The following is a 26,377-nucleotide window of genomic DNA, read 5'->3' as shown; positions in this document are numbered from 1 at the left end:
AATTGATACATATCTTTTTCATTCTATATAAATTAAATAATTAAAACAATGTATAAAAATGTATATTATTCGAAATATTATAATTCACAGAAGAACCTCTAGTATTTCACTTACTAGAGGTTCTTTCCACCTTACTATTCTTTATCTTTTTCTACTTCTTTTTTCTCATCTTCTACTACAGATACAACAGGTTTATCACTTGATAATTGTTGTACCGCTCCTTTTCCTGCAAATCCTTCTAATAGCTCTTTTAAGTCAATTCCAGAAGAAGCTTTTAACGTTTCTTGCATCGTTGCCATTAAATCAGTCGCATAACCCGCAACTTTTCCGGCCCCGCTATTTTTACCACCGCCGCCTGTATCGACAACTGTGATTTTATCAATGTTACTAAGCGGACTTGCAACTTCCTTCGCATAACTTGGAAGCATTTTAAGAACCATGTCCATAATTGCCGCTTGACCATATAATTCAAATGCTTCTGCAATTTTTTGTTTCGCTTCTGCTTCTGCTAAACCTTTTAATCTAATAACATCTGCTTCCGCCGTACCTTGTGCTTTTTGTACTTCCGCTTTCGCTTGACCTTGCGCTTTTTCGATTTCCGCCTTCGCTAAACCTTCTACACGTACTTCTTCCGCACGAGCTCTCGCTTCAGCTTCAATCTTATATTGATCCGCATCTGCCTTTTTAATTTGTTTTACTTTTTCTGCTTCCGCTGATTGCTCAACAGCATAGCGATCTGCATCTGCTTTTTTCTTAACTTCTGCATCATATTGCTTTTCACGACGCGCAATCTCTTTTTCTTCTAACTCGATTTGCTTTTCACGCTCAATGATTTTAACGCGCATTTGCTCTTCTGTAACACCTTGTTGTGCTTTCGCTTGTTGTAATTCGTAAGAAAGATCCGCGTCTGCTCGAGCTTGTTCTTGCTCTCTCTTATAAGATTGTACTTTTAATTCTTTATGTTTTTCAGCTTCAGCGATTTGAGCATCACGTTGATATTCTGCTTCTTTTGCCTCTTTTTCAGCACGTGCTTTTTCAATACGTGCTTCTTTTTCACGCTCTGCGTTCGCAATTGTTGCATCACGCTTCACTGTCGCAATTTGCGGCTGACCAAGTGCATCTAAGTAACCATTCTTATCCATAATTTCTTTAATTGTAAAGGAAACGATGCGAAGACCCATTTTCTTTAAATCAGTAGAAGCTACTTCATGTACTTTTTGAGCAAATTGCTCTCTATTACTATACGCATCTTCTACTGTCATAGAAGATAAAATCGCACGTAAATGACCTTCTAAAACTTCTTTTGCTTCTACTTTTAACTCTTCTGTTTCTTTTCCTAAATATTGCTCAGCTGCTGTAGATACTTCTTCAATCGTAGAACCTACTTTAATAATAGAAACACCATTTACTGTAACTGGAACACCTTGCTTCGTATACGTATCACGTGTACCCACTTCTAACTTATAGTTTAATAGGCTTAAAGGCTCTGCTCGTTGCATAATTGGAACTACGAATGTACCGCCACCGCGAATAATCTTAATCTTCTTTCCATCATCAGTGGTAACTACATTTTTTCCGCCACCAAGCCAGTTCCCTGTAACAATTAACGCTTCATCTGGTCCAACTGTTCGATACTTCGTAATAAATACTAAAATGAGTAGAATTAAAATTGCGAGTAACACTCCACCAATAATTAATGGAATCGTCATGTGAATTCCCCCTTATAATTTTGGTTTTTTTAAAGAATAAGCGATGTTTTGTACAAGTAAAACACCATCTTGGACTCCCTCAATAATAACCTCAGTTCCTTGTGAAATATCTTTTTTCCCAATTGTTTTAGCTGGAATTGCATTACTTCCAAATTGAGAGGAGATTAGTACTTCTCCAAATCCTTCTGTAGGAATTGTTGTAATGACTTCCCCCTTGCAACCTATGAACTCATCCATACGTTGCACAGTATTTTGTTCTGCTTCTGCAATCGGCTTTAAAATTAGTATTTTCATTATGAATACACCAATAAAGGATATAGCACATGCAGCCCCGAAAATAAGAATGCTATTAAAGGAAAATAAATATTCTCCTATATAACTAAGTCCACATAACATGGCGAAAAAACTAAGTAATAAAGTAACAACGGATACCGATCCGCCTCCAAAACTAAATATGGATTCAAATATATCTCCAAAAAAGATATAAATCACAGTGAGTATAGTAGCAATAATAAATCCGTATAAATAAATTGTTTCAAGTGGATAACCAAACAAAACCATTTCTTATCCCCCTCTCTTAAACAATCCCTTTTTTGTTATGTGTATGCCCCACCTCTTTCAAAGATTATTGTTCTTAATTTTCAGTTATTTACTTTTTAAAGAAAAGCCTGTAAGACAGGCCCCCTAAAAAAGAACAGGAGAAGCCTATTGTGACAGGCTCCTCCTAGTAAATAACCGATATATTATATATCTATATAATATACTATTTTCCACAAAAAGTAAAGTTAAACATACATTGGAAAAGCACTTATTTTATTGATAATTTGTACGTTCCATCGCCATTATCATATTTATATACATACAAATAATACTTACCTGGTTTTGCATTCATTTTTGCCTCTATATGATTTCCATTAGCTTGACCGTAAGCTGCATAATTTTGCATATCTGATTCATGGTGAAGCACCCATGTCATCCCGATCCCATACTCATTTAAAACGGAAATATCGATATCTTTCGCTGATGCTACATTAAATGTATAAACATCAGTATGATCTCCGCCGATAAGGCTACCTTTTATAGTAGTGTTTAGCCCAATATAATTCGCTTCTTCTGGAAGATTATTTGGTTCTGATTCTGTTAAACTTCCATCTTTAATCGTAACCGTTGTTTCGCTTCTGCTCTCTCCCCCTTTATCATCTTTTACTAGTAACGCAACTTTGTAAGTTCCTTCTCTTTCATATGCATGTACTGGATTAGCCTCTGCACTTGTGCTTCCATCTCCAAAGTCCCATAAATAAGAAACGATTTTTCCATCTTCATCTTTTGAGCCATCACTTTTAAATTGAATACCTTCTTTTACACGTCCATTATAAGGACCATTTATATGAACCGTTGGAGCTTTATTTTCTCCGTCATCTTTTGCGATACCGTGGAAAACTACATCATATTCAAATTCATTTGAGCTATTCACACGATAATTGACGAAGTATGCTGTAACAGTTTTGTAGCCACTCCATTCTTTTTGCGCCAATTGTTCTAAAGATTCATTTACTCTTTTACTCATTGCTTTCCAATCTTCTGATTCACCTTTTGTGACACTACCTGTATACGTACCTTCTAATGTAAATGTATTAAAGAATTGAGAATTATGTTTTGTCATTTTTGTATCTTTCATAGGCAACGTATCACTAATTTCTTTCTTCACCGCTGCTAACGACTTCGTTGCATGTTCAGCTAAATAATCATCAGCTACTTCTGGTACAGTGTATGTATCTTGATTATCAATTAACTGCTGCATATACTCTTGATACTCTTTATTTAACTTATGATCTTTACTTAGATTTTCACGATATGCATCATAATTTTTCACGTCATTCGCACGAATCAAATCTTGAATTTTATCAAATGTTTCAAACTGATGCGTATATAAGTAAGACTGCAATGCGAACGAGTAATTATAGAAATCCCAAGAACCGTATTTAGCAAATAGTGTACGCTCTGCTGTATAACGGCTTGCAGGATCAGATGATAATCCGCTAATTATACTCTTTCTTGGTACAACGTTATTCGTACGAGTAGATCCTGCGAAAAACTCTGCATTTCCTTCTTGGAACCAAGTTAGCCTTTCATTTTGATACATATCTCCTCTTCCAAATAAACCAGGAACTTCATATCTCCCTTGCAGATAATGAGTAAATTCATGACGGAATAACTCTTCTAAACTATAAATACTTTGCTCTGGTGTACGCTCATATGTAAAGAATGTACCTGTCTCTTCAATATAAATTCCACCGTTGTTTGTTTCATATCCATACAATTGTCTATTTAACTGATATTCATCTGGACTATTATAAATTACGATCGTTAATACATCATCCGCATTTCCTGGCTCTAACGCTTTGTCATTTCCAATTACACGGTGATACTGTGCCTTTACTTCCTTCGCAGCCCAATATAGTCTCTTAATTTTTTCTTCTGATACTTTATCTCCTGTTTTGAACACAATTGATCCATCGTCGAATGTATACGTTTTTGGTAAGTATTGCTCTTTTCCTTCTTTACGTATTTTCTCTAAATCTACTGTATTCCCGCTATAATCTTTACCATTATAATTTGTTGTAATTTGTTCTACCGCAACAAAATACGGTTCACTTAAGCGCGGATACATATGCATTGCTTGTGTAACAACCTCTAATCCTTTATTTGGATTACTATGAAACGTCCCTAAACGGCTAGCAAAATAAATGCCATTATTAACGAGCCATTTATTTTCTGGCGTTACTTCATTTAGAAGAGCAATACGATTTATTTCATTAATAAACCCATCTACTTTTCCATACCACATCGTTTCATTCGCTTCTTTACGAGCCACAGTTAAGTACGACTGTATATCATAGTCAATACCTTGCATAATATCGTATATTGCTTGTCCCTTCATTCGATCATTTACATAAGTAGTATAATTATCATTGTATTGCTTTAAAATATTCGATGCGTATTGAACCGTTTCAACATCACTTGAAGCATTACTAATTAATTTACCGTATGCAGATACGACTGTATCTTGTTCAACTGTACCAAGCTTAAAATTCGGATTTTTTGCGATCGCTTTTAAAGCAGGTAAACATTTGTCCTGGAAGCTTCTTTCATTTAAGTCGCTTAATTCACTATTATAAAATGCAAGATAAAAAGCTGAACGCAGCACTTCAGTAAACGTTTGAATTCCTTTTGAATCATCTTTCGTAAATGTACTACCTCTATGAGCTAATTCATCTATAATGACTTGCATTTTTCCTTTATCTTTATAAAAAGCCTTTGCATCTTCATTAAATTGGAATAAGTCTGTAATTTGGTGCCACTTAATACTGCCTAACGTTTCAACTAATTCTTGATCATTCATTTTGTTTAAATCAGCCATTGAATAGCTTTCTTTAACTTGCTTTACTGCAGTTTTCTTCGTAATAGATGCTGGTCGCTGTGAAAAATCTCCTACTTTTAAACGTTCTTGAAATGATAAAGTTTCATCAACTTTTGAAATATGTCCAACTTCATCTACCGACTTTTCAATTCCAACCGGTTTCGTTTTCAACACGTTATACGGTACTTTTTCTTCCGCTGCTGCATGAGTTTGAAGTGCGCCTAACGATAAAGCCATTGTACTAATGCTAAGCATCACTTTATTGATTTTTGATTTCTTGTTCATATCCTTGCCCCCTATTTTAATATTCCATTCAAGAATTTAACATAAAATCTGGATGTAACAATATAAAATGCAATATTTCATATTATTTCTTCCTATAATTTGTACATATCGTGAACACATTGCTCTTTACCTCCCTAAAACAAATTGCATCCTTTCACATTATAAAAAGGTAATTTTTTGACAATTAAAAACTTAATTGTTATGATTATTATAATTGTTAACTTTATTAAATAAGGGTGGGATTCTATGATAAAAAAAGAAAACAGTGTATTTTATATCTCCTTCTTGCTAACAACATTATTCATTATATGGGGAATTACCCCAGCAAGTTGGATACAAGGCTACGATTTACAAAGTGTTACATCTTCTTTAAACTCATTTATCCTCAATAAATTTGGGTGGTTTTACTCTCTACTTATGACTACAATGATTATTTTGGCTGCTTATTTAGCATTTTCTAAGTACGGTTCTATTCGTCTTGGTAAAGATGGAGAAAAGCCAAAATATAATTATCCATCTTGGCTATCCATGTTGTTTGGAGCAGGAATGGGGATTGGACTCCTCTTTTATGGAATCGCTGAACCGATTTCACATTTTACAGATCCATTAACAGGAAAAGCGGGGACAGAGGAAAGTGCCAAACTCGCTATGCAATATTCATTTTTCCACTGGGGTCTCTTTCCATGGTCACTATACGCAATGGTTGCTTTAACAATTGCATATTTCACATTCCGCAAACAAAAAGGTAGCACTATCGGGGCTACAGTTACTCCATTATTTAATCGATCGAAAAATTCTCGTATCGGAAAAACAGTCGATATTTTAGCTGTTTTAGCCACAGTGTTTGGCATTGTACCATCTGTTGGGATTGGTGCTCAACAAATTGCTGGAGGATTAAGCTATTTATTCCCTTCTATTCATAACACTTTACTTACACAGCTCGTACTTATCGCCATCTTCGCCGTTTTATATTTAACGAGTGCACAAACTGGCTTAGATCGTGGGATTAAATATTTGAGTAACTTAAATTTCTCTCTTGCAGGTATTTTACTCGTCTCCTTTTTATTTTTAGGGCCAACCGTATTTATTATGAAATATTTCACATCTACACTCGGTTCTTATATTGGAGCTTTGCCTAGTATGGGATTAAATTTAGGAGCATTTAATGAAAAATCTTCTTCTTGGATTGAAAACTGGACTATTTTCTATTGGGGATGGTGGATTTCTTGGTCTCCATTCGTCGGTACATTCATCGCTCGTATTTCTAAAGGGCGCACAATAAAAGAATTTATTTTTGGAGTTGTATTAGTCCCAACTCTTATCTGTACATTTTGGTTTGCAGTGTTTGGTGGTACCGCAATCCATATGGAAATGTTCCAATCGCTTGGAATAGCTGATGAAATTGCAAAAAATGGTACAGAGATTGGATTATTTGCTGTTATTTCACACCTACCATTCTCTACATTTTTAACGATTATCGGGTTAATTTTAGTAGCCACATTTTTCGTTACTTCTGCCGATTCAGCAACATTTGTTGTTTCAATGCAAACGAGTAACGGAAGTTTATCACCGAAAAATAGTTTAAAACTTATATGGGGATTAACAATCGCGATAATTGCCGCTATTTTATTACAAGCTGGAGGATTAAATGCACTACAAATCGCAGCTATAATTGCTGCGCTACCATTTTCTATTGTAGTCGTTCTTATGGTTACTTCACTCTTTAAAGAGCTACGAAAAGAAGATGTTAATTTGCAAACGAAAGAAGTGCCGAAAAAAATAAAAAAGGTTATGTAACGATTGGCGCCTCAAATCACTTCTAAATCCGTATTAAAACCCATTCATATGAATGGGTTTTTCACTCTATTATATAGTGTTGTAAACATGCTTTTTCCTCAAAACCTACTTTCTTGTACAATTTCATCGCATGATCATTATTCGTATTCAAACATAGTACTATCTCTCTCATCCCTTGGAAAGAGAAAATATACTGAATTGCCCCTTGCAATATCCGCTCTCCGACACCTTTTCTTCTACTATTTTCAGCGGTTGCAATAAATTCAATATTCGCTTCATGAAACTCCGGATTTACTTCAACATATACATAACCTTCTAACTTACCATTCTTCATACTTACAAATAATTTATTCGTATCACTTAAACGTTCAATGATTTCATTTCCTTCATAATATGTATTAGGAAAAATATTATTATGTAAAACAATAAACTGCTCAAATACTTGTTGAGATGCTTCCTCTACTTGATTTATTGTACATTGCTCCACATTAGTTTTCTTTAAAATTAAAACGCTATGTTTCTCTTGTTTTTTAGCTTGTAAATATTTCATAAAGTCGATGCCATTACTATTTTTCACGTGATAAAATCCATGAAACTTTTGAATATGAAGTGGAATTTTCTCGATAAGTTTCTTCCACATACTTAAAGTAATCTCTCCCCAATTCGAAGCTATAATAAAAGGCCCCCAAATCTCCGCACTTTCGCTTATCTCATCTATATCAAATCCTAATACACCTACAATTTCATTATTATCATTATAAGAAACGACAAAAGACTTCTCCCACCCTATATCAGAAAAACCATGAAGAATAGCGTCCAATATTTCTTCATGATTTTCCCCGCAATAACCAACATGCTGCGTAATATCTTTATTCATCATCGAAATAAATTCTGCAGCTTCTTCGATCTTTGAAATAGAATTAATATGCATAACTTCCCCTCCTTTTCTAATACACTTAGACAATCACTAGTAATATCCCTCTCTAGTAAAAAAAGACATCATCATATGCATGTTTCTAATAAAACCGCCATGATAATGTCTTCTCAAAAAAGCGAAAATTAATTATATATAATAATAAGATTAAACGTTATTTATTTCTTAAATAATCTCTTTCTAAATACGAACATACTTAGTGCGGAAAGAACAAGTGTTATGCCAGGAAGTAAAGTCGATGTGCTAGCTTCACCGCCTGTTGATGGTAAAAATTTCTTACCTTCTTCTGGCTTATTAGTATGTTGTTTATTTAAAGTGTCTGCTTTTCTTCCCTCGTTTTCAACAACTTGATTATTCCCTTTTGGCTCTTGATCCAATCCTGTTGCTGATTCTTTTACTTCTTTCTTTGGTTCTTTCGCTTCTTCAACTTCTTTTACCGGCTCTTTCACTTCTTCTTTTGTTCCTTCAACTTCTTTTACCGGCTCTTTCACTTCTTCTTTCGATCCTTCAACTTCTTTTACCGGTTCCTTCACTTCTTCTTTTATTTCTTCAACTTCTTTTACCGGTTCTTTCACTTCTTCTTTCGATCCTTCAACTTCTTTTACCGGTTCTTTCACTTCTTCTTTCGATCCTTCAACTTCTTTTACCGGCTCTTTCACTTCTTCTTTTGTTTCTTCAACTTCTTTTGTTGGTTCTTTCACTTCTTCTTTTGCTTCTTCAACTTCTTTTACCGGTTCTTTTACTTCTTCTTTTTCCACTATATTCTGTATAACTGTTCCGTTAAACCTTATGCTAATTTCATCAGAATCTAAATCAAATTTATACACCTTTTCACCTGGCGTATTCCATTTTATTACTCCGTTATTAAACGTCCCTCCCTCACTTGTCAATTGAATATTTTCAATACTTTCTCCTTCTAAATCATATACAGGAACTTGAATTTCTTCGTTTATTTTTGCATCATTTAAAATGATATTTTGTCTTCCAACATCAATTGTAAACCACTGCCCTAATTGTATTAACGGCCTGACATCACGAATCTCATTCCCAACTAGATTTAAGCTAAATAAGTTTAGCATGGAACCAATAACCGTTACATCTTTAATATGATTGTCCGCAAGATTTAACCACTGTAAATTTTCCAATGAAGATAGTGGTGTTATATCTTCAATTTGATTATGAGATACATTCACATTATTCAATTGTTTCAAGTTTGAGATGAACTCAATATTTTTCAGGCCTACTCCTTCTAAAGTGAGTTTTTCTAAGTTCGTCATGTACTCTAAACCTGTTATATTTTTTATCTCATTTCCATTTTCTTTAGGTATCTCTAATTTTTTGATCTGTAATAAATCTTCTTTTGTAATAGGAGCGTTTAAATTCTCTCTACCTAAATTCTCTTTATTAATATGTTTTTGTAAAGTTTTATCGAGAATTACATTTTCCTTTTGTTCATTATCCTCTTTTATTGTTTCCTTGATTTCATCTAATCTTTCAACAACATTTTGAATTACTGTTCCATTAAACTTAATACGATTCTCTTCTGGCTTTATATCCAACGTAAATTCATATGTTTTTTTACCAGTAGTCCCCCATTTAACAGAACCATTATTAACGATCCCATCTTCACTCTTCAATTGAATAGTATCAAGTGGCTCTCCTTGTAAATTATAGATAGGTATTTTAACTTCCTTATCTTTTTCTACATTATCTAAAAAGATTTTTTGTCTTTGAATATCGATATATATTCTTTTTCCTAGCTCTTGAACAGGTCTAACATCACGAATTTCATTTGAACCTAACTTTAAATCATATAAGTCTGTTAAGTGACTAAGTGGCGTTATATCTGAAATATAGTTTTCTTCTAAATTAAGTGATTGTACAGTAGATAATCTTGATAAAGGTTCGATGTTTTCTAATTCATTTTTAGCAAGATCTAACTCTACTAATTTTTTCATTGATGTAATATGTTCAATATTTGTAAGTCCATTGTTACTTAAAGATAAGTTTTTTACATTTTTCAATTGCTCAATTCCAGCAAGGTTATCATTACTAATTTGATTATTTGCCACAGTCAAAGTCCTTAAAGATTTCACTGTAAATAATGGTTTAATATCTTTTATATAATTACTATTTAAATCTAGCATTTTAATCTTCTTCATTTGGCTTAATGGGCTTAAATCTGAGATTTTATTGTTTCTCAAAGTTAAAAACTCAATATGCTCTAACTTAGCCAAAGGTCCAATATCTTCAAGTTCACCATAGGTTATACTTAATGATTTCAATTGTCTCAAGTCCGAGATAAATTTTATATTTTTTAACTTAACTTCTTCCAACGTTAAGTTTTCTAAGTTCGTCATATATTCTAGACCACTTACGTCTTTTATTCCTTTACTTTTAGCTTCAACGACTATTAAGGATTTAACTTTTAATAAATCTTCCTTAGTTATTGGGGTATCTAGATTTTCTCTATTTAAATTATATTTATTAATATGCCTTTGTAGTTGCTTATCTACTATTACATTTCCAATTTCATCTTGTTGATCCACTTTATCCTCTTTATTTTCCTTTTGTTTTTCTGGAACATTGTTCTCTAAATTCAATGTATTTACTTCAAACTGTACTTGATACTTATTGTCATAGGCCATCGTTGGAATATAAATATGCATTTGCATATTGTATCTTTTTCCTAATTCTCCAACTTCAAATTGAATAACCTTCGTCCCATTTTTCTTTTTGTCTTCTGATATGACCTTTACATCATGAAACACACCTGGAGTGTGAATATCCTCTGTCTTCAAGTATTGAAAGAAATCACTATCACTTAACGTTGCTGTTACAATTTTCTTTCCATTCTCAATTGTTAATTTCGGATCCTTTATATAAACAGCTGCCATAGACTCTTCATTTGTTTTATCTTTATACGCTTTAATAACAGCGTCATATGTACCATCTTCTAAACCTTGTCCCGTTTTATTCGCCTCAATTGCTACTGCCGCTAAAGCAGGTGTTGAATAAACAGCAAACGGAAGTGATAACGCCGCCGCTATAATCATTGCATTTATACGTTTTCTTTTATTTTGTTTCAATTTTACATCTCCTTCAAAATATATAATTCGAAATGTAATCATTTCTTGAATAAATGATAATGATTTTCATTATCATTTTCAACCAGAAAAATAAAAAGGTTACAAAAAAAGAACCTCTTTAAAAGAGGTTATGCCATTTTCTCACCTGATTCTTCTCTAAAAAAGCTTTTCATCGCATGAAATACGTCTGCTTTCTGCTTTAAAATATAGTATCTAAAGTTTTCATCTTTAATATTTTTATAGGCTGACATGAGTGTACTATGGCGGTTATACTGATTCACTTCCCCATACCCAAACATATTACACTTCTTCATTAGCTCTTCAACAAGTTTTACACATCTAGCATTATCTGATGTTAAATTATCACCATCTGAAAAATGGAATGGATAAATATTATAGCGGTCTGGTGAATATTTATTATCGATAAGTTCGAGTGCTTTTTTGTATACAGAAGAACAAATCGTTCCGCCACTTTCTCCTTTTGAGAAAAACTCTTCCTCTGGAACTACTTTTGCCTCCGTATGATGGGCAATAAATTCAATATCTACTGTTTCATACTTTGTGCGTAAAAATCTTGTCATCCAGAAAAAGAAGCTACGTGCCATATATTTCTCCCATATTCCCATCGATCCACTCGTATCCATCATCGCTAATACAACAGCTTTTGAATCTGGCTTTAATACTTCATTCCAAGTGCGGAACTTTAAGTCTTCTTGGTGAATTGGATGAAAAGATGCTTTACCACTCATTGCATTTCGTTTATATGCGGATATCATTGTTCGTTTCTTATCGATATTTCCCCATAATCCTGTTTTTCTAATGTCATTAAATTCAACATGTTCAATCCGGTTTTCATCCATTTCTTTTCTCTTTAAATTAGGCAGTTCTAACTCTCTGAAAAACGCTTGCTCTAATTCTAAAATAGAGACTTCAGCTTCATAGTAATCTTCCCCAGCTGCATCTCCTGCTCCTTGCCCTTTTCCTGGCCCTTTTTGTTTTTGACCACCTGATCCATCTCTCGCAACGACATCACCAACTTTGCTGTCACCGTTTCCTTGCCCAACATGTTTATTTTTATCATAATTGTATCTAATCTTATATTCATCTAGAGAACGAATTGGTATTTTTACAACATCCTTGCCATTAGACATAACTATACTTTCTTCTGTTACAAGATCGGGTAAATTATTCTTAATTGCCTCTTGTACTTTTTCTTGATGGCGCTGTTGGTCGTCATATCCTTTGCGATGGAGGGACCAGTTTTCCTGTGAAATCGTATAATTTGGTTGATTTTCTTCGCCCATTCCTTTCCCTCCTTACTGTAATTGTCTTCCTGTATGAACAGCAATCTATAAATTTTGTTCTGTAATGTGCAAGCTAGAATGTTTGAAAGGTAACTGCCCACAGAAAATCATCCCATAAACATTTATAACGTTTTTCATACAATACCCCGAGCATCCTAAACAAAATTTTGCCACTCACATAATAGAAAGAAATATTCAGCCACTGATAAGAAAGAAACACAATGCATTGTTGCACATATTTTTACTTTGCAACATATTGTATTGTGTTGGCTTTTTTCGTATGAATGGTTGGTTACTCTATCATATGCATATTGTAAAAATAATTGACAATAAATTCATAAAATTGCATCTTAATTTATTACATTTGGACAAGGTATGACACTTTATACACATATGAACGGATAATAAAACGCTGTCCCGCAAAATACAAGAGACAGCGTTTTGTTATCAAACTATCTGTTTAACAAGCTACCTACATAGCGTAGTAATTCATTTGCTGAAGAAGAATTATAGCCATGCTCATCAATTAAACGCGCAACAACATCATTGATTTTCTTAAGCTGATTTTCGTCCGGCGTTTTCGTTGATGTTGTAATTTTCACTATATCTTTTAAATCAGCAAATAGTTTTTTCTGAATCGCTTCACGAAGACGTTCATGTGAATTATAATCAAAGCGTTTTCCTTTACGGGCATAAGCAGAAATGCGAATTAAAATCTCTTCACGGAACGCTTTCTTAGCATTTTCTGAAATTCCAATTTGCTCTTCAATTGAGCGCATTAATTTTTCATCTGGACTCATTCCTTCTCCTGTTAACGGATCACGTAATTTCGATTTATTGCAGTACGCCTCGACGTTATCTAAGTAATTATCCATAAGCGTCTTAGCTGATTCTTCATATGAATAAACAAACGCTTTTTGTACTTCTTTCTTCGCGATTTCATCGTATTCTTTTCTCGCTAATGAGATGAAATTCATGTAACGTTCACGGTCTTCATTACTAATGGATGGATGCTGATCTAGCCCATCTTTTAAAGATCTAAGTACATCTAACGCGTTAATAGATGGTACCTCTTTTCGAATGATTGTAGACGAAATTCGGTTAATGACATAACGAGGATCAATACCCTTCATACCTTCATCTTGATATTCGCGTTGTAATTCTTCTACATCAATCGCATTATAACCTTCTACCGTTTCTCCATCATACAAACGCATCTTTTTAATTAAATCAATATCCGGACGCTTCGGATCTTTTAAACGAGTTAAAATAGTGAACATTGCTGCAACGCGAAGTGTGTGTGGTGCAATGTGAACATTCGATACATCACTTTCACGAATCATTTTTTCATAAATATGTTCTTCTTCACTTACTCGTAAATTATAAGGAACTGGCATTACAATAATTCTTGAGTGCAATGCTTCATTTTTCTTATTTGCTATAAATGAGCGATACTCTGTTTCATTCGTATGCGCTACAATTAATTCATCTGCTGAAATAAGCGCAAATCTTCCCGCTTTGAAATTCCCTTCTTGCGTAAGTGATAATAAGTGCCATAAAAACTTCTCATCGCATTTTAACATCTCTTGGAACTCCATCATTCCTCGGTTTGCCTTATTTAATTCTCCATCAAATCGATACGCACGCGGATCTGATTCTGAACCATATTCTGCAATCGTAGAGAAGTCCAGACTACCTGTTAAATCTGCAATATCTTGTGATTTTGGATCAGACGGGCTAAATGTACCAATCCCTGTACGGCGATCTTCAGAGAAGAAAATACGCTCTACAACTACATCCTCAATTCTTGATCCGTATTCTTGCTCTAAACGCATGACATTTAGTGGTGATAAATTCCCTTCAATTCTAACCCCATACTCATCAAAGAAATCATCTCGTAAATGATGTGGAATTAAATGCAGTGGATCCTCGTGCATTGGGCATCCTTTAATTGCAAAAATTGCTCCGCGATCTGTTCTTGAATATGTTTCTAATCCTCGTTTCAACATTGTAACTAACGTTGATTTCCCTCCACTAACAGGACCCATTAATAATAAAATTCTTTTTCTAACATCTAATCGTTTTGCAGATGGATGAAAATATTCCTCTACAAGACGTTCTAGAGCATCCTCTAATCCAAAGAGCTGATTACTAAAGAAGTTATACTTTCTTCTACCATCAACTTCTTCAATTCCAGCATCTTTTATCATATTGTAAATGCGAGAGTGTGCTGTTTGAGCCACCCATGGTCTTTCTTTCACAAGCTCCAAATACTCCGCAAACGTACCTTCCCATTGTAAACGCTCTTCTGCTGCTCGATGCTGTTCAATCTTTTTTAGAATATCCATTATAGCTCCTCCCCCATCTCCTTGTTCAATCGGATTATTATAAAAGGTATGCTAGGATGTCCTTAAACATTCTTTAAATCAAAACGAAATATATAATAGCACACTAAAATTCTCTCCAAAATTCAAAGAAAATTCTGTATAATATAGGTATTAACGTTTTTACACTGCTATTCATTATAAATAAATTCTTTTCTTCTAAGAACCTTACATACATTTTGGGTAATAAATAAAACTCATGAACCGAAAAAAGTAAGGAGGATATTAGTATGAAATTATTATTAATTTTAGGTGTATCACTCACATTTCTTACAGCTATTTTTACATCCGGTTACAATGACAAACCAGGTACACATAAAAAATGATGTGCTTTTAGCACATCATTTTTTTATTTATAATACATATTTTCCATATCATATTTGGATAGTGGTCGGCTATAATAATAACCTTGTACAAGCTTCACATTCTTTTCTTTCAAAAACTGTATTTGCTCCTTTTTTTCTACTCCTTCTGCAATTACATTTAATTCTAAAGTATGAGCTAAATGAATAATTGCAGCTGTAATATTCGTATCACGTTCATCTATATGTATACCTTCCATAAAAGAACGATCAATTTTTAAAGTATCAATTGGATATGTTTTTAAATAACTTAAAGATGAATAGCCTGTTCCAAAATCATCTAAATGAATCTTTAAATTTTTCTCTTTTAATTGTAGTAATACTCTCTTCGATATATCTTTATGTATAAGAGCTCCTTCTGTAACCTCTATCGCTAATAAATGAGTTGGTACATTGTACTTATTTAAAGCCCGTGTAATCATCTCTATTAATGTAATAGAACGAAAGTGTCTAGCTGAAATATTAACTGCAATTGGGACCACATCATACCCTTTATTTAACCATTCGCGCAATTGCTGACACACTTGATTTACTACCCATTCATCCAGCTTAATAATAAATCCTGTTCTTTCTGCCAACGGAATAAATTGGTTTGGAGAAACAAATCCTAATTCCTTATTCTCCCACCTTATTAAAGCTTCCATACTAGCTATTTTTTTCGTTTCAATATTAATTTGTGGCTGATAATATAAGAAAAATTCATTTTTTTCTATAGCACGATGTAACTGGTTTTCTATTATAAACCTTTGTTCACGCTCACAGTCTAATCCACTACAATAAAAATGATAATGTCCTTTTCCTTTTTCTTTTGCTTTTTCTAAAGCAGCATCGACTCTCTGAAATAGTATTTTTTCATCTTCTCCATCTGCTGGAGCCATTACAATTCCAATTGACGCACTTAAATATACATCTTCTTCTTCGATTACAAAATATTCACTAATATTTTTCAGTATGCTTTTTGCAACTTCCTCTACATATTCTTTCGTTATATTTTCTATCAACATAACAAATTGATCATCGTGTTCTCTAAATAAGTGCATATCTTCTATTTTTAGATTGCTTAAACATTCTGTAACTTTTTGTAATACTTTATCTCCCTCTTTATGACCAAATGTATCATTAATACGATGAAACTCATCTAAATCTATAAATACAAGTGCAAAATTTACACTCTCATTTAAAAAAGTATTTAACTTATTTGTACATGAAATTCTATTCATTAATCCCGTTAACTGGTCATAGTAAGCTAAATATTCTGTTCGCATTTCGTTTAATACTTGCCTTGTAACATCTCTCGTAACAATATAAATCCCAACAATTTCACCGTTCACAATAATCGGGATAGTTCTCAAAGAAATATATAGCTCGTACCCTTCTTTATGAACATATTTCTTTGAAACAATTTGTTTTGCTTTTCCTTGCATCGATCCCTTAAATATAATTTGAAAATCTTTTTCATATTCTTTATTAATGAATTCAAAAATAAATTTATTATTTAATTCCTCATACCGGTATCCAAATATTTCATACGTTGCCGGATTTGCATATGTAACTCTCCCTATAGAATCTATAGATATAATTGAGTCATTATTATATTCCAGTAACGACTTAAATAACATTTGTTTTTCCTCTATCTCTGTCTTCTCCTCAATTTGAGCTGTAATATCTCTTGTAATACAAATAACAAATTGACATATTCCTTCTTCGTCGCAGACAGGATTAAGTGAAGATTCATAATGTATCTCACCTTTTGGTAAATTGACTACATCACAAAAGATATGTGCTTTCGCTTCTCTCACTACTTTTGCATATTGCCTTTGCAATATCCCCGCTATATCTTTTGGTAATACTTCTGCAAAAGTTTTTCCATAGCACTCTTCGCTTAACCTAGCATAATCCATTCCTATTTTATTCACATACATATATTGAAACGTTTCATTATCAATAACTTTCAATATGAATACTAAATCTTGAATAGCATGTAATAATCCTTGTCTAATTAAATCCATATCTATCATACTTAAAAAGGTATTTTGATTACTATATTCTTCCTTCATATTTATCTCAACCCGTCTTATCTATTTTTAATCATATATCCCATTCTATATGATTATGTCCTCTCTTTTAAATGTATGATTATATATTATTTTTATTTTATAAAAAAAAGTCGCCATATGGCGACTTTTAATAAACGATTTCTAAATCTAATCCAGGGTAATTTTGTTGACGGAACGCTTCATAAATTAAAATTGCTGCTGTATTAGATAAATTTAATGAACGTACTTTATCTGTCATTGGAATACGTAAACAATGATCAAAGTTTTCTTCGATTACATTAGCTGGTAAGCCGTTTGTTTCTCTTCCAAATACAAAATAGTAATCCTTCTCGCGCTTGCTATAGTCAAACGCTGTATGAGCTTTCTCGCCATACTTTGTTAAATAGAAGAATTCACCGTCTTTATTTTTTTCATAAAATTCTTCAATTGAATCATAATACGTAATTTTTACGTGCTGCCAATAATCTAATCCTGCACGCTTTAACATTTTATCATCCGTTGAAAATCCAAGCGGTCTAATCAAATGTAATTCTGTTCCAGTTGCTGCACAAGTACGAGCAATATTCCCTGTATTTGCTGGAATTTCTGGCTGATATAAAACAACATGTACTCCCACGCGATATTCACCTCTGTTTTTTGTCTACTACGTATTATACCACTTGAGCGAAAAATCTCTACCCATTAATAATATGAAAGAATTTATATTTCATTTGTGGTGTATATTTACTAGAGTCTTCATAGTTCCAATAACGTCGACGGCTATTCGCTGAATGTGCATTTACAAGCGGCATACCATCTGCATCTTTTGCTACTACAATCGTCGTATGATTCCATCTTCCGTCATCCTCGAAATCATAAGCAATGACATCTCCAAGAATAAGTTCTTCTGGCCTTTCTACCGCCTCTGCTCGAAGTCCTGTTGTAGCACCTGACAAATACCAATAAAAAGAATGTGCAACAGCCCAGCTCCAGCTCCACTGATTCTCCCTTTGCCACCATCCTTTACGAATATTAGGATACCCGCTCATAGGTACTTCTCCAGTATGAAGACATTGAGAAATGAAATTCGTACAATTATCAGGGAAATTACGATACATAGGATTTCGGTCATCCCACCAACGCTCTGCATATTTCACTGCCTCTAAACGATTATACTGATAAGAACCGTACTTCTCTTTCGTAATTTCCCTTTCTAATGCCTCACCCATTCTAATTTCTTCTGACACTTCAATAGCATAATCGCCTATAATCCGACTATTATTTAAACAAACTCTTCGTTTTAATTGTTCCTCTTCAATATAAAATAATTCTTTATGCTTAATTAAATATTTAAAATGTATTTGATAATCAATTTCTTGATGGTCATTACTATTTAATTGTCTAATGAAAGAAACATCCGCAGTTGCTTTCACTATATGTGCACTACGTCTTTGAAACAATTGTTTCTTTCTCAGTGCCATTTGTAGTAAATCCTCATCAATACCATCCACATTCGTTCTTTTCTCCGTTATATATGCTAAAAATTGTTGTACTTGGTTTTCAATCTTCGTTTTTACAACCATTCTGTCTCCCTCCCATATTACAATATGAAAAAGGGAAATATTATCTACTCTTTTTTCTGTGCTAACAATTCAAGCCCGCGATTCATTTCATGAAGCACTTCTTCATCTTTCTCACGTTCCATCGCTTTCTCAATCGCTTCGCCTACTCCATCTCCGCCAATTTTCCCAAGTGCCCATGCTGCCGTTCCGCGTAGTACTGGTCTTGGGTCATCTTTCATAACACCAATTAAATCAGGAATTGCCGATGCTTCTTTAAAATGTGCTAATGCTAAAATCGCATTTCTTTGCAGTGGCTTTTTCCCTCTCCATGACCCTGACATAATCCCATATTTCTCTTTAAAATCACGATTACTAATTGTTAAAAGTGGCGTTAATAATGGTTTAACTAGCTCAGGATCCGGCTCCATCTCAGGATGATTATGAAAATCCATTCCTTTGTTTTTCGGGCAAACAGTCTGACACGTATCACATCCATATATACGATTTCCTATTTTATCGCGATATTCTTCAGGTAGGAATCCTTTCGTCTGTGTTAAAAACGCAATGCACTTCTTCGAATCTAACTGTCCCCCCTGTATTAAAGCACCGGTAGGACAAATATCGATACATTTCGTACAGCCCCCGCATTGATCTTCTATCGGCTTATCTGGCGGGAATGGAACATTTGTAATCATTTCCCCTAAGTATACGTACGAACCAAATTCAGGTGTAATAATAGAGCAGTTTTTACCGCTCCATCCAATGCCTGCACGCTCTGATACAGCTCGATCACTTAATTCACCTGTATCAACCATGGACTTCACTTCTATATCCGGAAGTTTTTCAATTAAATATGCTTCTAATTTTTGCAAACGATCTCGTAAAACAAGATGATAATCTTGTCCCCAAGAAGCACGACAAAAAATCCCACGGCGTTCTCCACGCTTACTTAATGGTGCATTTTTTAATTTTGAAGGATATGCTAAAGCAATCGCAATAATTGATTTAGCACCCGGTAATAACAGTTGCGGATTCGTTCTCTTCTCTATATCAGGCTCTTCAAATCCAGATTGATAATTTAATTGTTGTTGCTGGATTAAGCGCTGCTTTAATTCCTCAAAAGGAGAAGCACTCGCAAAGCCTATTTTATCTATGCCAATTGTTTTACTATACGCAATTACATCTTGCTTTAATTGTTCAAAATCCACTCTTAATCGCCTCCTCAGATGAATCCATCCCTTATGTAACGACTCTATTGGTTAGTAATTCACTTTTGGAATACTATTATTTACTTCTATTTTCGCATGTAATTAGGTTTTTCAAACATTAAAAAACGCAATGCCTCGTTTATCTCGGAAACGAAACACTGCGTTGATCACAATTTATAGAAAAACATTTAATAAAATTTGGAGCGGGTGAAGAGAATCGAACTCTCGACCAGAGCTTGGAAGGCTCTTGTTTTACCACTAAACTACACCCGCAAATATGAATTACATATAAGATATTAGAATAACTTATGTAAAGTAGTATAGCATGTAAAAAAAGTAGAGGCAAGAATTTTATCGAAAAAAGTCGAAAAAGTGATGAGAAACCTCATCACTTTTTCAATTCTTTATCAATTGCCTTCTTCATACTATCAAAATCAGGATTTGCAAGATTTCCGTTTACATATACTGAAGGAGCACCTTGAACTTTTAATTTTTGAGCACGATCTGAGTCTTTACGTACTTTTTCTTTAATGTCTTTACTGTGTAAATCTTTCTTAAATTGCTCTACATCAACTTTCGGCAGTTTCTCTTTCACAATGCTAAGAAGCAAATCTTCTGTAATCCATTCTTCCGTATCTTTCTTTTGATTTTGATAAATCTCATCATAGAAAATCCAGAATGAATCTTTATCTTGTTTATAAATTGCTTCACCAGCTGCTGCACCTAAATCCGAGTCTTTTCCGATAAATGGGAAGTTAATAAAATATAACTGCACTTTGCCTTTATCAATATACTCTTCTTTTAATCGAGGTAATACTGTTACATCCCAAGTACGACAAGCAGGACATTTAAAGTCTCCAAATTCAACTACCTTAACTGGAGCATCATCTTTCCCTAAAGATTGTTGCGTAGAATAAGCAAACATCTCATTCCCTTTATCTTTTTTGTCATTTATGATGCTATACGCAATTGTTCCAATTACAATCAATACTGCGATAGAAAAAACTATACCAAGAGCCATGAGTTTATTTGATTTCATATACATTCCTCTTTAAATTCATATTCTGTATACAGCATTGTACACAATACACATAATATCAACACTTATATACGTCACGCAATGAACACGCTCACATAAATTACAAAAACACAATAATTGTGACGATATTGTGTCACAATTTGTCACAATTTATTCAAAAAAAGAAGCTCCTCTGTAGGAACTTCTCTTAACTTACTGCTTTTTTACGCGCGCTATTTAACATCGACTGCTCTATCTTTATATCATGACGAATTACCAATTTCTCACTAACTGCTTGAACATACTCATCATGGCTTATATAGCCTTCTTTCTCCATTAGTCTCAAAACGACATTTCGTCTCTCTACTGCTTTATCATAATTTTGTGCAGGTGAGTAATAAGCAGGTGCTTTTACTACAGCAGCCATCATTGCACTTTCAGCCAACGTTAATTGGTTCACCTTTTTACCGAAGTAAAGGTTTGCTGCTTTTTCAATTCCCCACGCTCCTTCTCCATAATAAATATTACTTACATATAATTTTAAAATTTCATCCTTCGTAAATGTGCGTTCAATTTTTTTCGTATAAAAAATCTCTTTCCACTTACGAGAAAATGTACGTTCATTTGTTAAAAAGGCATTTTTAGATAGCTGTTGTGTAATCGTGCTTCCTCCTTGCACGACACCACCAGCCTTTATATTCTCAACTGAGGCCCTAATAATTGCTATATAATCTAAACCGTTATGATGATAAAATCTTTTATCTTCTGTCGCAATAAATGCATGTGTTAATGAATCTGGCACCTCTAACTTAGCCGGTACATGTAATTTACTAATATCACTTTTCTCAATCATTACATTTCCAATGAATAATAACGTACAACTTAACAATAATAATAATATAATGGCTTTATAAAAAAGTTTAGTCATTGGATTTAATGCAACTTTTTGATGATAGTTCACCCTAGATAATACTCGTTCTTTCATCTTGAACACCTCTTTTCCACACAGCATATAACTCTTACTTTAAGAATACATTGTTGTAAAAAAATATCCCATCGATTTCTCTTACACGTACCTTACATCATTGTAAGGTATAAAGTGAAACTTTAATGAGCCCTCATCAATCAGGCTTACTGCCCAGCAAATAGTGGGATAAAAAAGTATTGTATCACAGTATTTTTTTATCTACTATTCATCTGAAATATTGAATATAGGTTATGTTAAAGCACGAATAACCAATAAAAGAGAAACCCTTAAGACTATTATATTTTCACTTTACACTTTAATTATATCATCTACAAATATATATACTTTTGACTATCTAGTAATCTAAATGTATATAACATATAGATTTATTATACAGAACAAACGTTCTACAAATCAATACTAGTGCTATTATTATTTTGACCTTTTTCTTAAACAGTATACAAAAAAGAGTAGTGATTCGAATGTATCTCAAATCGGCTACTCTTTTCTTTACAATCTTCCTATTAAATTATATGGCTGTACTTCCCACGTTTCATACGGAATAAAATGTGTTGCACTCATTGCATCAAGCGTTCTGGATTTCATATGAGGACGCGTTATATACTCATCTATGTTCTCTTCATTTAAATCAACAAATTTAGCCTCTTGTATCTCTTCAGGTTGAGTTTTTATTTCACCACTTATATATGCTACTTTAAAAACAACAGCTAGAATATACATAGAGGTATTATAATAAACCCCTGTAATTCCGATAGGCTTCACCGTTAACCCTGTTTCCTCTTTTATTTCCCTACAGACAGCTTGATCGAGCGCTTCGCCTTCTTCTACCTGTCCTCCTGGCAACTCCCACGTATCAGCTCGCCAGTGCACTTTTGTTAATAACACTTCATTTTTTTCATTTGTTAAATAACCTGCTACAGCAACTATATGCTTTGGTGTCTTATGTTCCATATTAAGCCTCCTAGAAATAATGAATATTTTATATATCCCTATAATCATATTCACTACCTACAACAAAATACCTTTAATACTTCATCACCTTAATTAACTTCATAAAAAAAGACCCTATCCGCTAAGCGAAAAGGGTCTTCTATCGTATTACTCTCCTAAGTCTACGTTGTGATAAACTTGTTGAACATCTTCTAAATCTTCTAATGCATCAACCATTTTCTCAAATTGTGCTTGAGCATCTTCAGGAAGTGTTACATCACTTTGTGCAAGCATTGTTAATTCTGCAACTGTAAACTCCTCAACGCCAGCACCTTTAAGTGCAGATTGTACTGCATGGAATTGATCTGGTTCAGCATACACGATAACAGAATCTTCTTCTTCTAGAATGTCACGTGCATCTACATCTGCTTCCATTAAAATTTCAAGAACTTCATCTGATGTTTTACCTTCAAGGCCGATAACAGCTGTCGCATCAAACATGTAAGCTACAGAACCGTTCACACCCATATTACCACTATTTTTGCTAAATGCAGCTCGTACATCTGCTGCAGTACGGTTTACGTTATTTGTAAGTGTATCTACAATAACCATAGCTCCATTTGGTCCGAATCCTTCATAACGAAGCTCGTCATAATTTTCTTCTGAACCGCCTTTTGCTTTTTCAACTGCACGATCAATAATTGTTCTTGGAACATTGTATGTTTTCGCACGCTCTAATACAACTCTTAGCGCTTGGTTTGATTCTGGATCTGGCTCGCCTTGTTTTGCTGCCACATAAATTTCACGCCCAAATTTCGCGTATATACGGCTTGTATTTGCATCTTTTGATGCTTTTTTGTCTTTAATATTGTTCCATTTACGGCCCATACTTTCCACTCTCTTTCCCGTTTTAAATCTACATAAAAATATTAATATGAAATATAATGTGTGTTCAACACATTTTTAAAAGAAATATAAAAAGTTCATTTTTGATTCATATTACAGACATAATATAAATCACTATCATTTTGTTCTTTCGACAAGTTATATTATACATGAATTCCTACGTTTATTACGAATTTTAGAAGCACATAGTATAATTTAACAAAAAGACTCTAACATTTCTGTTAGAGTCTTTTTATATTGCTGACACCTATTTCCATAATATTCCCATAATTACTTTCTATTGCTGTATAATAAAAATAGGGAAAAATTTGAAGAAAAGAGAGAGGGAGAATTATGACACATTCAAATGAGAAAAAAGCACATAGTCTTAAAGGGATAGAAGAAAAGTTAAACCCAACTATCTATCAAGTGAGATTCATGAAATTAGATGAACCAATTCAATTTGAGTCGTTCCCTGAATTAAAAGATTTAGGGGACTGGTTAAGTACTTCAACGCATATGTGGGCGTGCCACTCAACTATGTATAAGTACAACAGAGAAGGGTTTGAAAAGAAGTTTTTAGAGGTTACAAACTTAACCGTTGATAGTGTACTAATATCTACTGGTGGTATCGGATTTAACTTCATGTCACCGGGGTGGAGAAATTCTCTCTAGAGTACTCGAAAGAAATATTGTATATACAATACTTTTTCTACTTATTTTGTCATGTCATGAAAAGAAAACAAAAAAGCTCTATACTAATTGTATAGAGCTTTTTTACGCCGTTCATGATACCGATGGTCGGGGTCGAACCGACACTCCCGAAGGAACACGATTTTGAGTCGTGCGCGTCTGCCAATTCCGCCACATCGGCACAAAAGAAAAGGCGGCAACCGGATTTGAACCGGTGATAAAGGTTTTGCAGACCTCTGCCTTACCACTTGGCTATGCCGCCATATAAAATTTTATTGGAGCGGAAGACGGGATTCGAACCCGCGACCCCAACCTTGGCAAGGTTGTATTCTACCACTGAACTACTTCCGCAAAAATGGCTGGGCTAGCTGGATTCGAACCAGCGCATGACGGAGTCAAAGTCCGTTGCCTTACCGCTTGGCTATAGCCCATCGAATTCTTACTTAATTATATGTAAGTATCCATTAGATTATTTGTAATTTTTAAAATAAAAATGGGGCGACTGATGGGAATCGAACCCACGAATGCCGGAGCCACAATCCGGTGCGTTAACCACTTCGCCACAACCGCCATGTTGTGTAAATATATTTTGGCAGGGGCAGTAGGAATCGAACCCACACTGGAGGTTTTGGAGACCTCAGTTCTACCTTTAAACTATGCCCCTATGTAAATGGTGGAGGGGGGCAGATTCGAACTGCCGAACCCGAAGGAGCGGATTTACAGTCCGCCGCGTTTAGCCACTTCGCTACCCCTCCGAAACTTACATGGTGCCGGCTAGAGGACTTGAACCCCCAACCTACTGATTACAAGTCAGTTGCTCTACCAATTGAGCTAAGCCGGCGTATTTTATTAAAATAAATGGTGGCTCGGGACGGAATCGAACCGCCGACACGAGGATTTTCAGTCCTCTGCTCTACCGACTGAGCTACCGAGCCTTATTAAAATGGCGGTCCCGACCGGGGTCGAACCGGCGATCTCCTGCGTGACAGGCAGGCATGTTAACCACTACACCACGGGACCATTTGGTTGCGGGGACAGGATTTGAACCTGCGACCTTCGGGTTATGAGCCCGACGAGCTACCGTGCTGCTCCACCCCGCGATAATACTATTCATATAAAATTTATATGGTGGAGGATGACGGGATCGAACCGCCGACCCCCTGCTTGTAAGGCAGGTGCTCTCCCAGCTGAGCTAATCCTCCAAAGTGGTGACCCGTACGGGATTCGAACCCGTGTTACCGCCGTGAAAGGGCGGTGTCTTAACCACTTGACCAACGGGCCAAATATTATAAATCCTATGGCGGAGAGCAAGGGATTCGAACCCTTGATACGCTTGTGACGTATACACGATTTCCAATCGTGCTCCTTCGGCCAACTCGGACAGCTCTCCAATGGCTCCGCAGGTAGGAATCGAACCTACGACCGATCGGTTAACAGCCGATAGCTCTACCGCTGAGCTACTGCGGAATAATATTGCCTGGCAACGTCCTACTCTCACAGGGACAAGGTCCCAACTACCATCGGCGCTAGAGAGCTTAACTTCCGTGTTCGGTATGGGAACGGGTGTGACCTCTCTGCCATCATTACCAGACATTATTCTTTTGAGACAATCATTATTATAACTTATTTACTTTAAAAGTCAACAAGTTTTTTATGTTCTCTCAAAACTAGATAACATTGCTACATATTATATGGTTAAGTCCTCGATCTATTAGTATTCGTCAGCTCCACATGTCACCATGCTTCCACCTCGAACCTATCAACCTGATCAT

17 protein-coding genes, 16 tRNA genes and 1 rRNA gene are annotated in these 26,377 nt (G+C 34.6%); 2 read left to right on the top strand and 32 right to left on the bottom strand.

Translation table 11 applies throughout. From position 1 onward, the window contains the following. Positions 1-134: 134 nt before the first annotated feature. From ACTFRY_RS26450 to colA, 3 genes are all read right to left on the bottom strand, one after another. Positions 135-1,709 (bottom strand): flotillin family protein, encoded by a 1,575-nt coding sequence (locus ACTFRY_RS26450; RefSeq protein WP_000155019.1) that lies wholly within the window; start codon positions 1,707-1,709, stop codon positions 135-137. 12 nt (positions 1,710-1,721) lie between these two features. Then, entirely contained in the window at positions 1,722-2,270 is a 549-nt protein-coding gene (locus tag ACTFRY_RS26445; RefSeq protein WP_000242438.1) for an NfeD family protein, read from the bottom strand. A 247-nt stretch (positions 2,271-2,517) separates the two neighbouring features. After that, a complete protein-coding gene (colA, locus tag ACTFRY_RS26440; protein WP_016117133.1) occupies positions 2,518-5,415 on the bottom strand; it encodes a collagenase ColA in 2,898 nt (965 codons plus the stop codon). A 246-nt stretch (positions 5,416-5,661) separates the two neighbouring features. Here colA and opuD point away from each other — a divergent pair, with 246 nt between their 5' ends. Next, entirely contained in the window at positions 5,662-7,212 is a 1,551-nt protein-coding gene (opuD, locus tag ACTFRY_RS26435; protein WP_000591575.1) for a glycine betaine transporter OpuD, read from the top strand. Between the two features lie 61 nt (positions 7,213-7,273). Here the strand turns inward: opuD and ACTFRY_RS26430 are convergent, their stop codons facing one another. The 13 genes from ACTFRY_RS26430 to ACTFRY_RS26370 form a co-directional block, all read right to left on the bottom strand. Next, positions 7,274-8,143: a GNAT family N-acetyltransferase gene (locus ACTFRY_RS26430; RefSeq protein ID WP_098616474.1), complete on the bottom strand. Its 870-nt coding sequence runs from the start codon at positions 8,141-8,143 to the stop codon at positions 7,274-7,276. A gap of 161 nt (positions 8,144-8,304) precedes the next feature. After that, complete coding sequence (locus ACTFRY_RS26425; protein ID WP_350369380.1) at positions 8,305-11,235, bottom strand: NEAT domain-containing protein; 2,931 nt, start codon at positions 11,233-11,235, stop codon at positions 8,305-8,307. A gap of 128 nt (positions 11,236-11,363) precedes the next feature. Next, entirely contained in the window at positions 11,364-12,539 is a 1,176-nt protein-coding gene (yhbH, locus tag ACTFRY_RS26420) for a sporulation protein YhbH (RefSeq protein ID WP_000503518.1), read from the bottom strand. Between the two features lie 452 nt (positions 12,540-12,991). Next, positions 12,992-14,887 (bottom strand): PrkA family serine protein kinase, encoded by a 1,896-nt coding sequence (locus ACTFRY_RS26415; protein WP_440032447.1) that lies wholly within the window; start codon positions 14,885-14,887, stop codon positions 12,992-12,994. Positions 14,888-15,272: 385 nt separating this feature from the next. Then, positions 15,273-17,342, bottom strand: coding sequence for a sensor domain-containing protein (locus ACTFRY_RS26410; RefSeq protein WP_098616476.1), 2,070 nt, complete (start codon positions 17,340-17,342; stop codon positions 15,273-15,275). A gap of 127 nt (positions 17,343-17,469) precedes the next feature. Then, positions 17,470-17,958, bottom strand: coding sequence for a tRNA (uridine(34)/cytosine(34)/5-carboxymethylaminomethyluridine(34)-2'-O)-methyltransferase TrmL (trmL, locus tag ACTFRY_RS26405; RefSeq protein WP_000538147.1), 489 nt, complete (start codon positions 17,956-17,958; stop codon positions 17,470-17,472). 58 nt (positions 17,959-18,016) lie between these two features. Further along, positions 18,017-18,904: an amidase domain-containing protein gene (locus tag ACTFRY_RS26400; RefSeq protein ID WP_098616477.1), complete on the bottom strand. Its 888-nt coding sequence runs from the start codon at positions 18,902-18,904 to the stop codon at positions 18,017-18,019. Between the two features lie 44 nt (positions 18,905-18,948). Next, positions 18,949-20,091 (bottom strand): tRNA epoxyqueuosine(34) reductase QueG, encoded by a 1,143-nt coding sequence (gene queG, locus ACTFRY_RS26395; RefSeq protein WP_000345215.1) that lies wholly within the window; start codon positions 20,089-20,091, stop codon positions 18,949-18,951. A gap of 199 nt (positions 20,092-20,290) precedes the next feature. Further along, positions 20,291-20,364: transfer RNA gene (locus tag ACTFRY_RS26390), tRNA-Gly, on the bottom strand. A 115-nt stretch (positions 20,365-20,479) separates the two neighbouring features. Continuing rightward, positions 20,480-21,130, bottom strand: coding sequence for a DsbA family protein (locus ACTFRY_RS26385; RefSeq protein WP_000841306.1), 651 nt, complete (start codon positions 21,128-21,130; stop codon positions 20,480-20,482). A 187-nt stretch (positions 21,131-21,317) separates the two neighbouring features. Then, on the bottom strand, positions 21,318-22,094 hold the full coding sequence (locus tag ACTFRY_RS26380) for a transglycosylase domain-containing protein (protein ID WP_098616478.1): 777 nt from the start codon (positions 22,092-22,094) through the stop codon (positions 21,318-21,320). A 492-nt stretch (positions 22,095-22,586) separates the two neighbouring features. Continuing rightward, positions 22,587-23,048, bottom strand: coding sequence for an NUDIX hydrolase (locus ACTFRY_RS26375; RefSeq protein ID WP_098616479.1), 462 nt, complete (start codon positions 23,046-23,048; stop codon positions 22,587-22,589). 147 nt (positions 23,049-23,195) lie between these two features. Further along, positions 23,196-23,915 carry a YebC/PmpR family DNA-binding transcriptional regulator gene (locus ACTFRY_RS26370; protein WP_000532952.1) on the bottom strand — a complete coding sequence of 240 codons (720 nt, stop codon included), beginning with the start codon at positions 23,913-23,915 and terminating at the stop codon, positions 23,196-23,198. A 351-nt stretch (positions 23,916-24,266) separates the two neighbouring features. Between ACTFRY_RS26370 and ACTFRY_RS26365 the strand changes: the two genes are divergently transcribed. After that, positions 24,267-24,587 carry a DUF3884 family protein gene (locus tag ACTFRY_RS26365; protein WP_000149817.1) on the top strand — a complete coding sequence of 107 codons (321 nt, stop codon included), beginning with the start codon at positions 24,267-24,269 and terminating at the stop codon, positions 24,585-24,587. A 117-nt stretch (positions 24,588-24,704) separates the two neighbouring features. Here ACTFRY_RS26365 and ACTFRY_RS26360 read toward each other — a convergent pair. From ACTFRY_RS26360 to rrf, 16 genes are all read right to left on the bottom strand, one after another. Then, positions 24,705-24,786, bottom strand: a tRNA-Leu gene (locus ACTFRY_RS26360). A 10-nt stretch (positions 24,787-24,796) separates the two neighbouring features. After that, a tRNA-Cys gene (locus tag ACTFRY_RS26355) sits at positions 24,797-24,867 on the bottom strand. A gap of 14 nt (positions 24,868-24,881) precedes the next feature. Beyond that, positions 24,882-24,956, bottom strand: a tRNA-Gly gene (locus ACTFRY_RS26350). A 5-nt stretch (positions 24,957-24,961) separates the two neighbouring features. Then, positions 24,962-25,036: transfer RNA gene (locus tag ACTFRY_RS26345), tRNA-Gln, on the bottom strand. Between the two features lie 63 nt (positions 25,037-25,099). Then, positions 25,100-25,175 (bottom strand) — tRNA-His (locus ACTFRY_RS26340). A 20-nt stretch (positions 25,176-25,195) separates the two neighbouring features. Next, positions 25,196-25,269 (bottom strand) — tRNA-Trp (locus ACTFRY_RS26335). A 7-nt stretch (positions 25,270-25,276) separates the two neighbouring features. Then, a tRNA-Tyr gene (locus tag ACTFRY_RS26330) sits at positions 25,277-25,360 on the bottom strand. A gap of 10 nt (positions 25,361-25,370) precedes the next feature. Beyond that, a tRNA-Thr gene (locus ACTFRY_RS26325) sits at positions 25,371-25,446 on the bottom strand. A gap of 18 nt (positions 25,447-25,464) precedes the next feature. Next, positions 25,465-25,540, bottom strand: a tRNA-Phe gene (locus ACTFRY_RS26320). Positions 25,541-25,549: 9 nt separating this feature from the next. Then, a tRNA-Asp gene (locus ACTFRY_RS26315) sits at positions 25,550-25,625 on the bottom strand. Between the two features lie 3 nt (positions 25,626-25,628). Beyond that, positions 25,629-25,705 (bottom strand) — tRNA-Met (locus tag ACTFRY_RS26310). A gap of 26 nt (positions 25,706-25,731) precedes the next feature. Beyond that, positions 25,732-25,807 (bottom strand) — tRNA-Val (locus tag ACTFRY_RS26305). Positions 25,808-25,811: 4 nt separating this feature from the next. Continuing rightward, positions 25,812-25,886, bottom strand: a tRNA-Glu gene (locus ACTFRY_RS26300). Positions 25,887-25,903: 17 nt separating this feature from the next. Beyond that, positions 25,904-25,995, bottom strand: a tRNA-Ser gene (locus ACTFRY_RS26295). A gap of 2 nt (positions 25,996-25,997) precedes the next feature. After that, positions 25,998-26,072, bottom strand: a tRNA-Asn gene (locus tag ACTFRY_RS26290). An 8-nt stretch (positions 26,073-26,080) separates the two neighbouring features. Then, a 5S ribosomal RNA gene (rrf, locus tag ACTFRY_RS26285) occupies positions 26,081-26,196 on the bottom strand. Between the last annotated feature and the right edge of the window lie 181 nt (positions 26,197-26,377).

Source organism: Bacillus cereus group sp. MYBK195-1, assembly GCF_051916605.1.
Classification (GTDB): domain Bacteria; phylum Bacillota; class Bacilli; order Bacillales; family Bacillaceae_G; genus Bacillus_A; species Bacillus_A cereus.
This window is presented reverse-complemented; position numbering and strand designations above follow the sequence as displayed.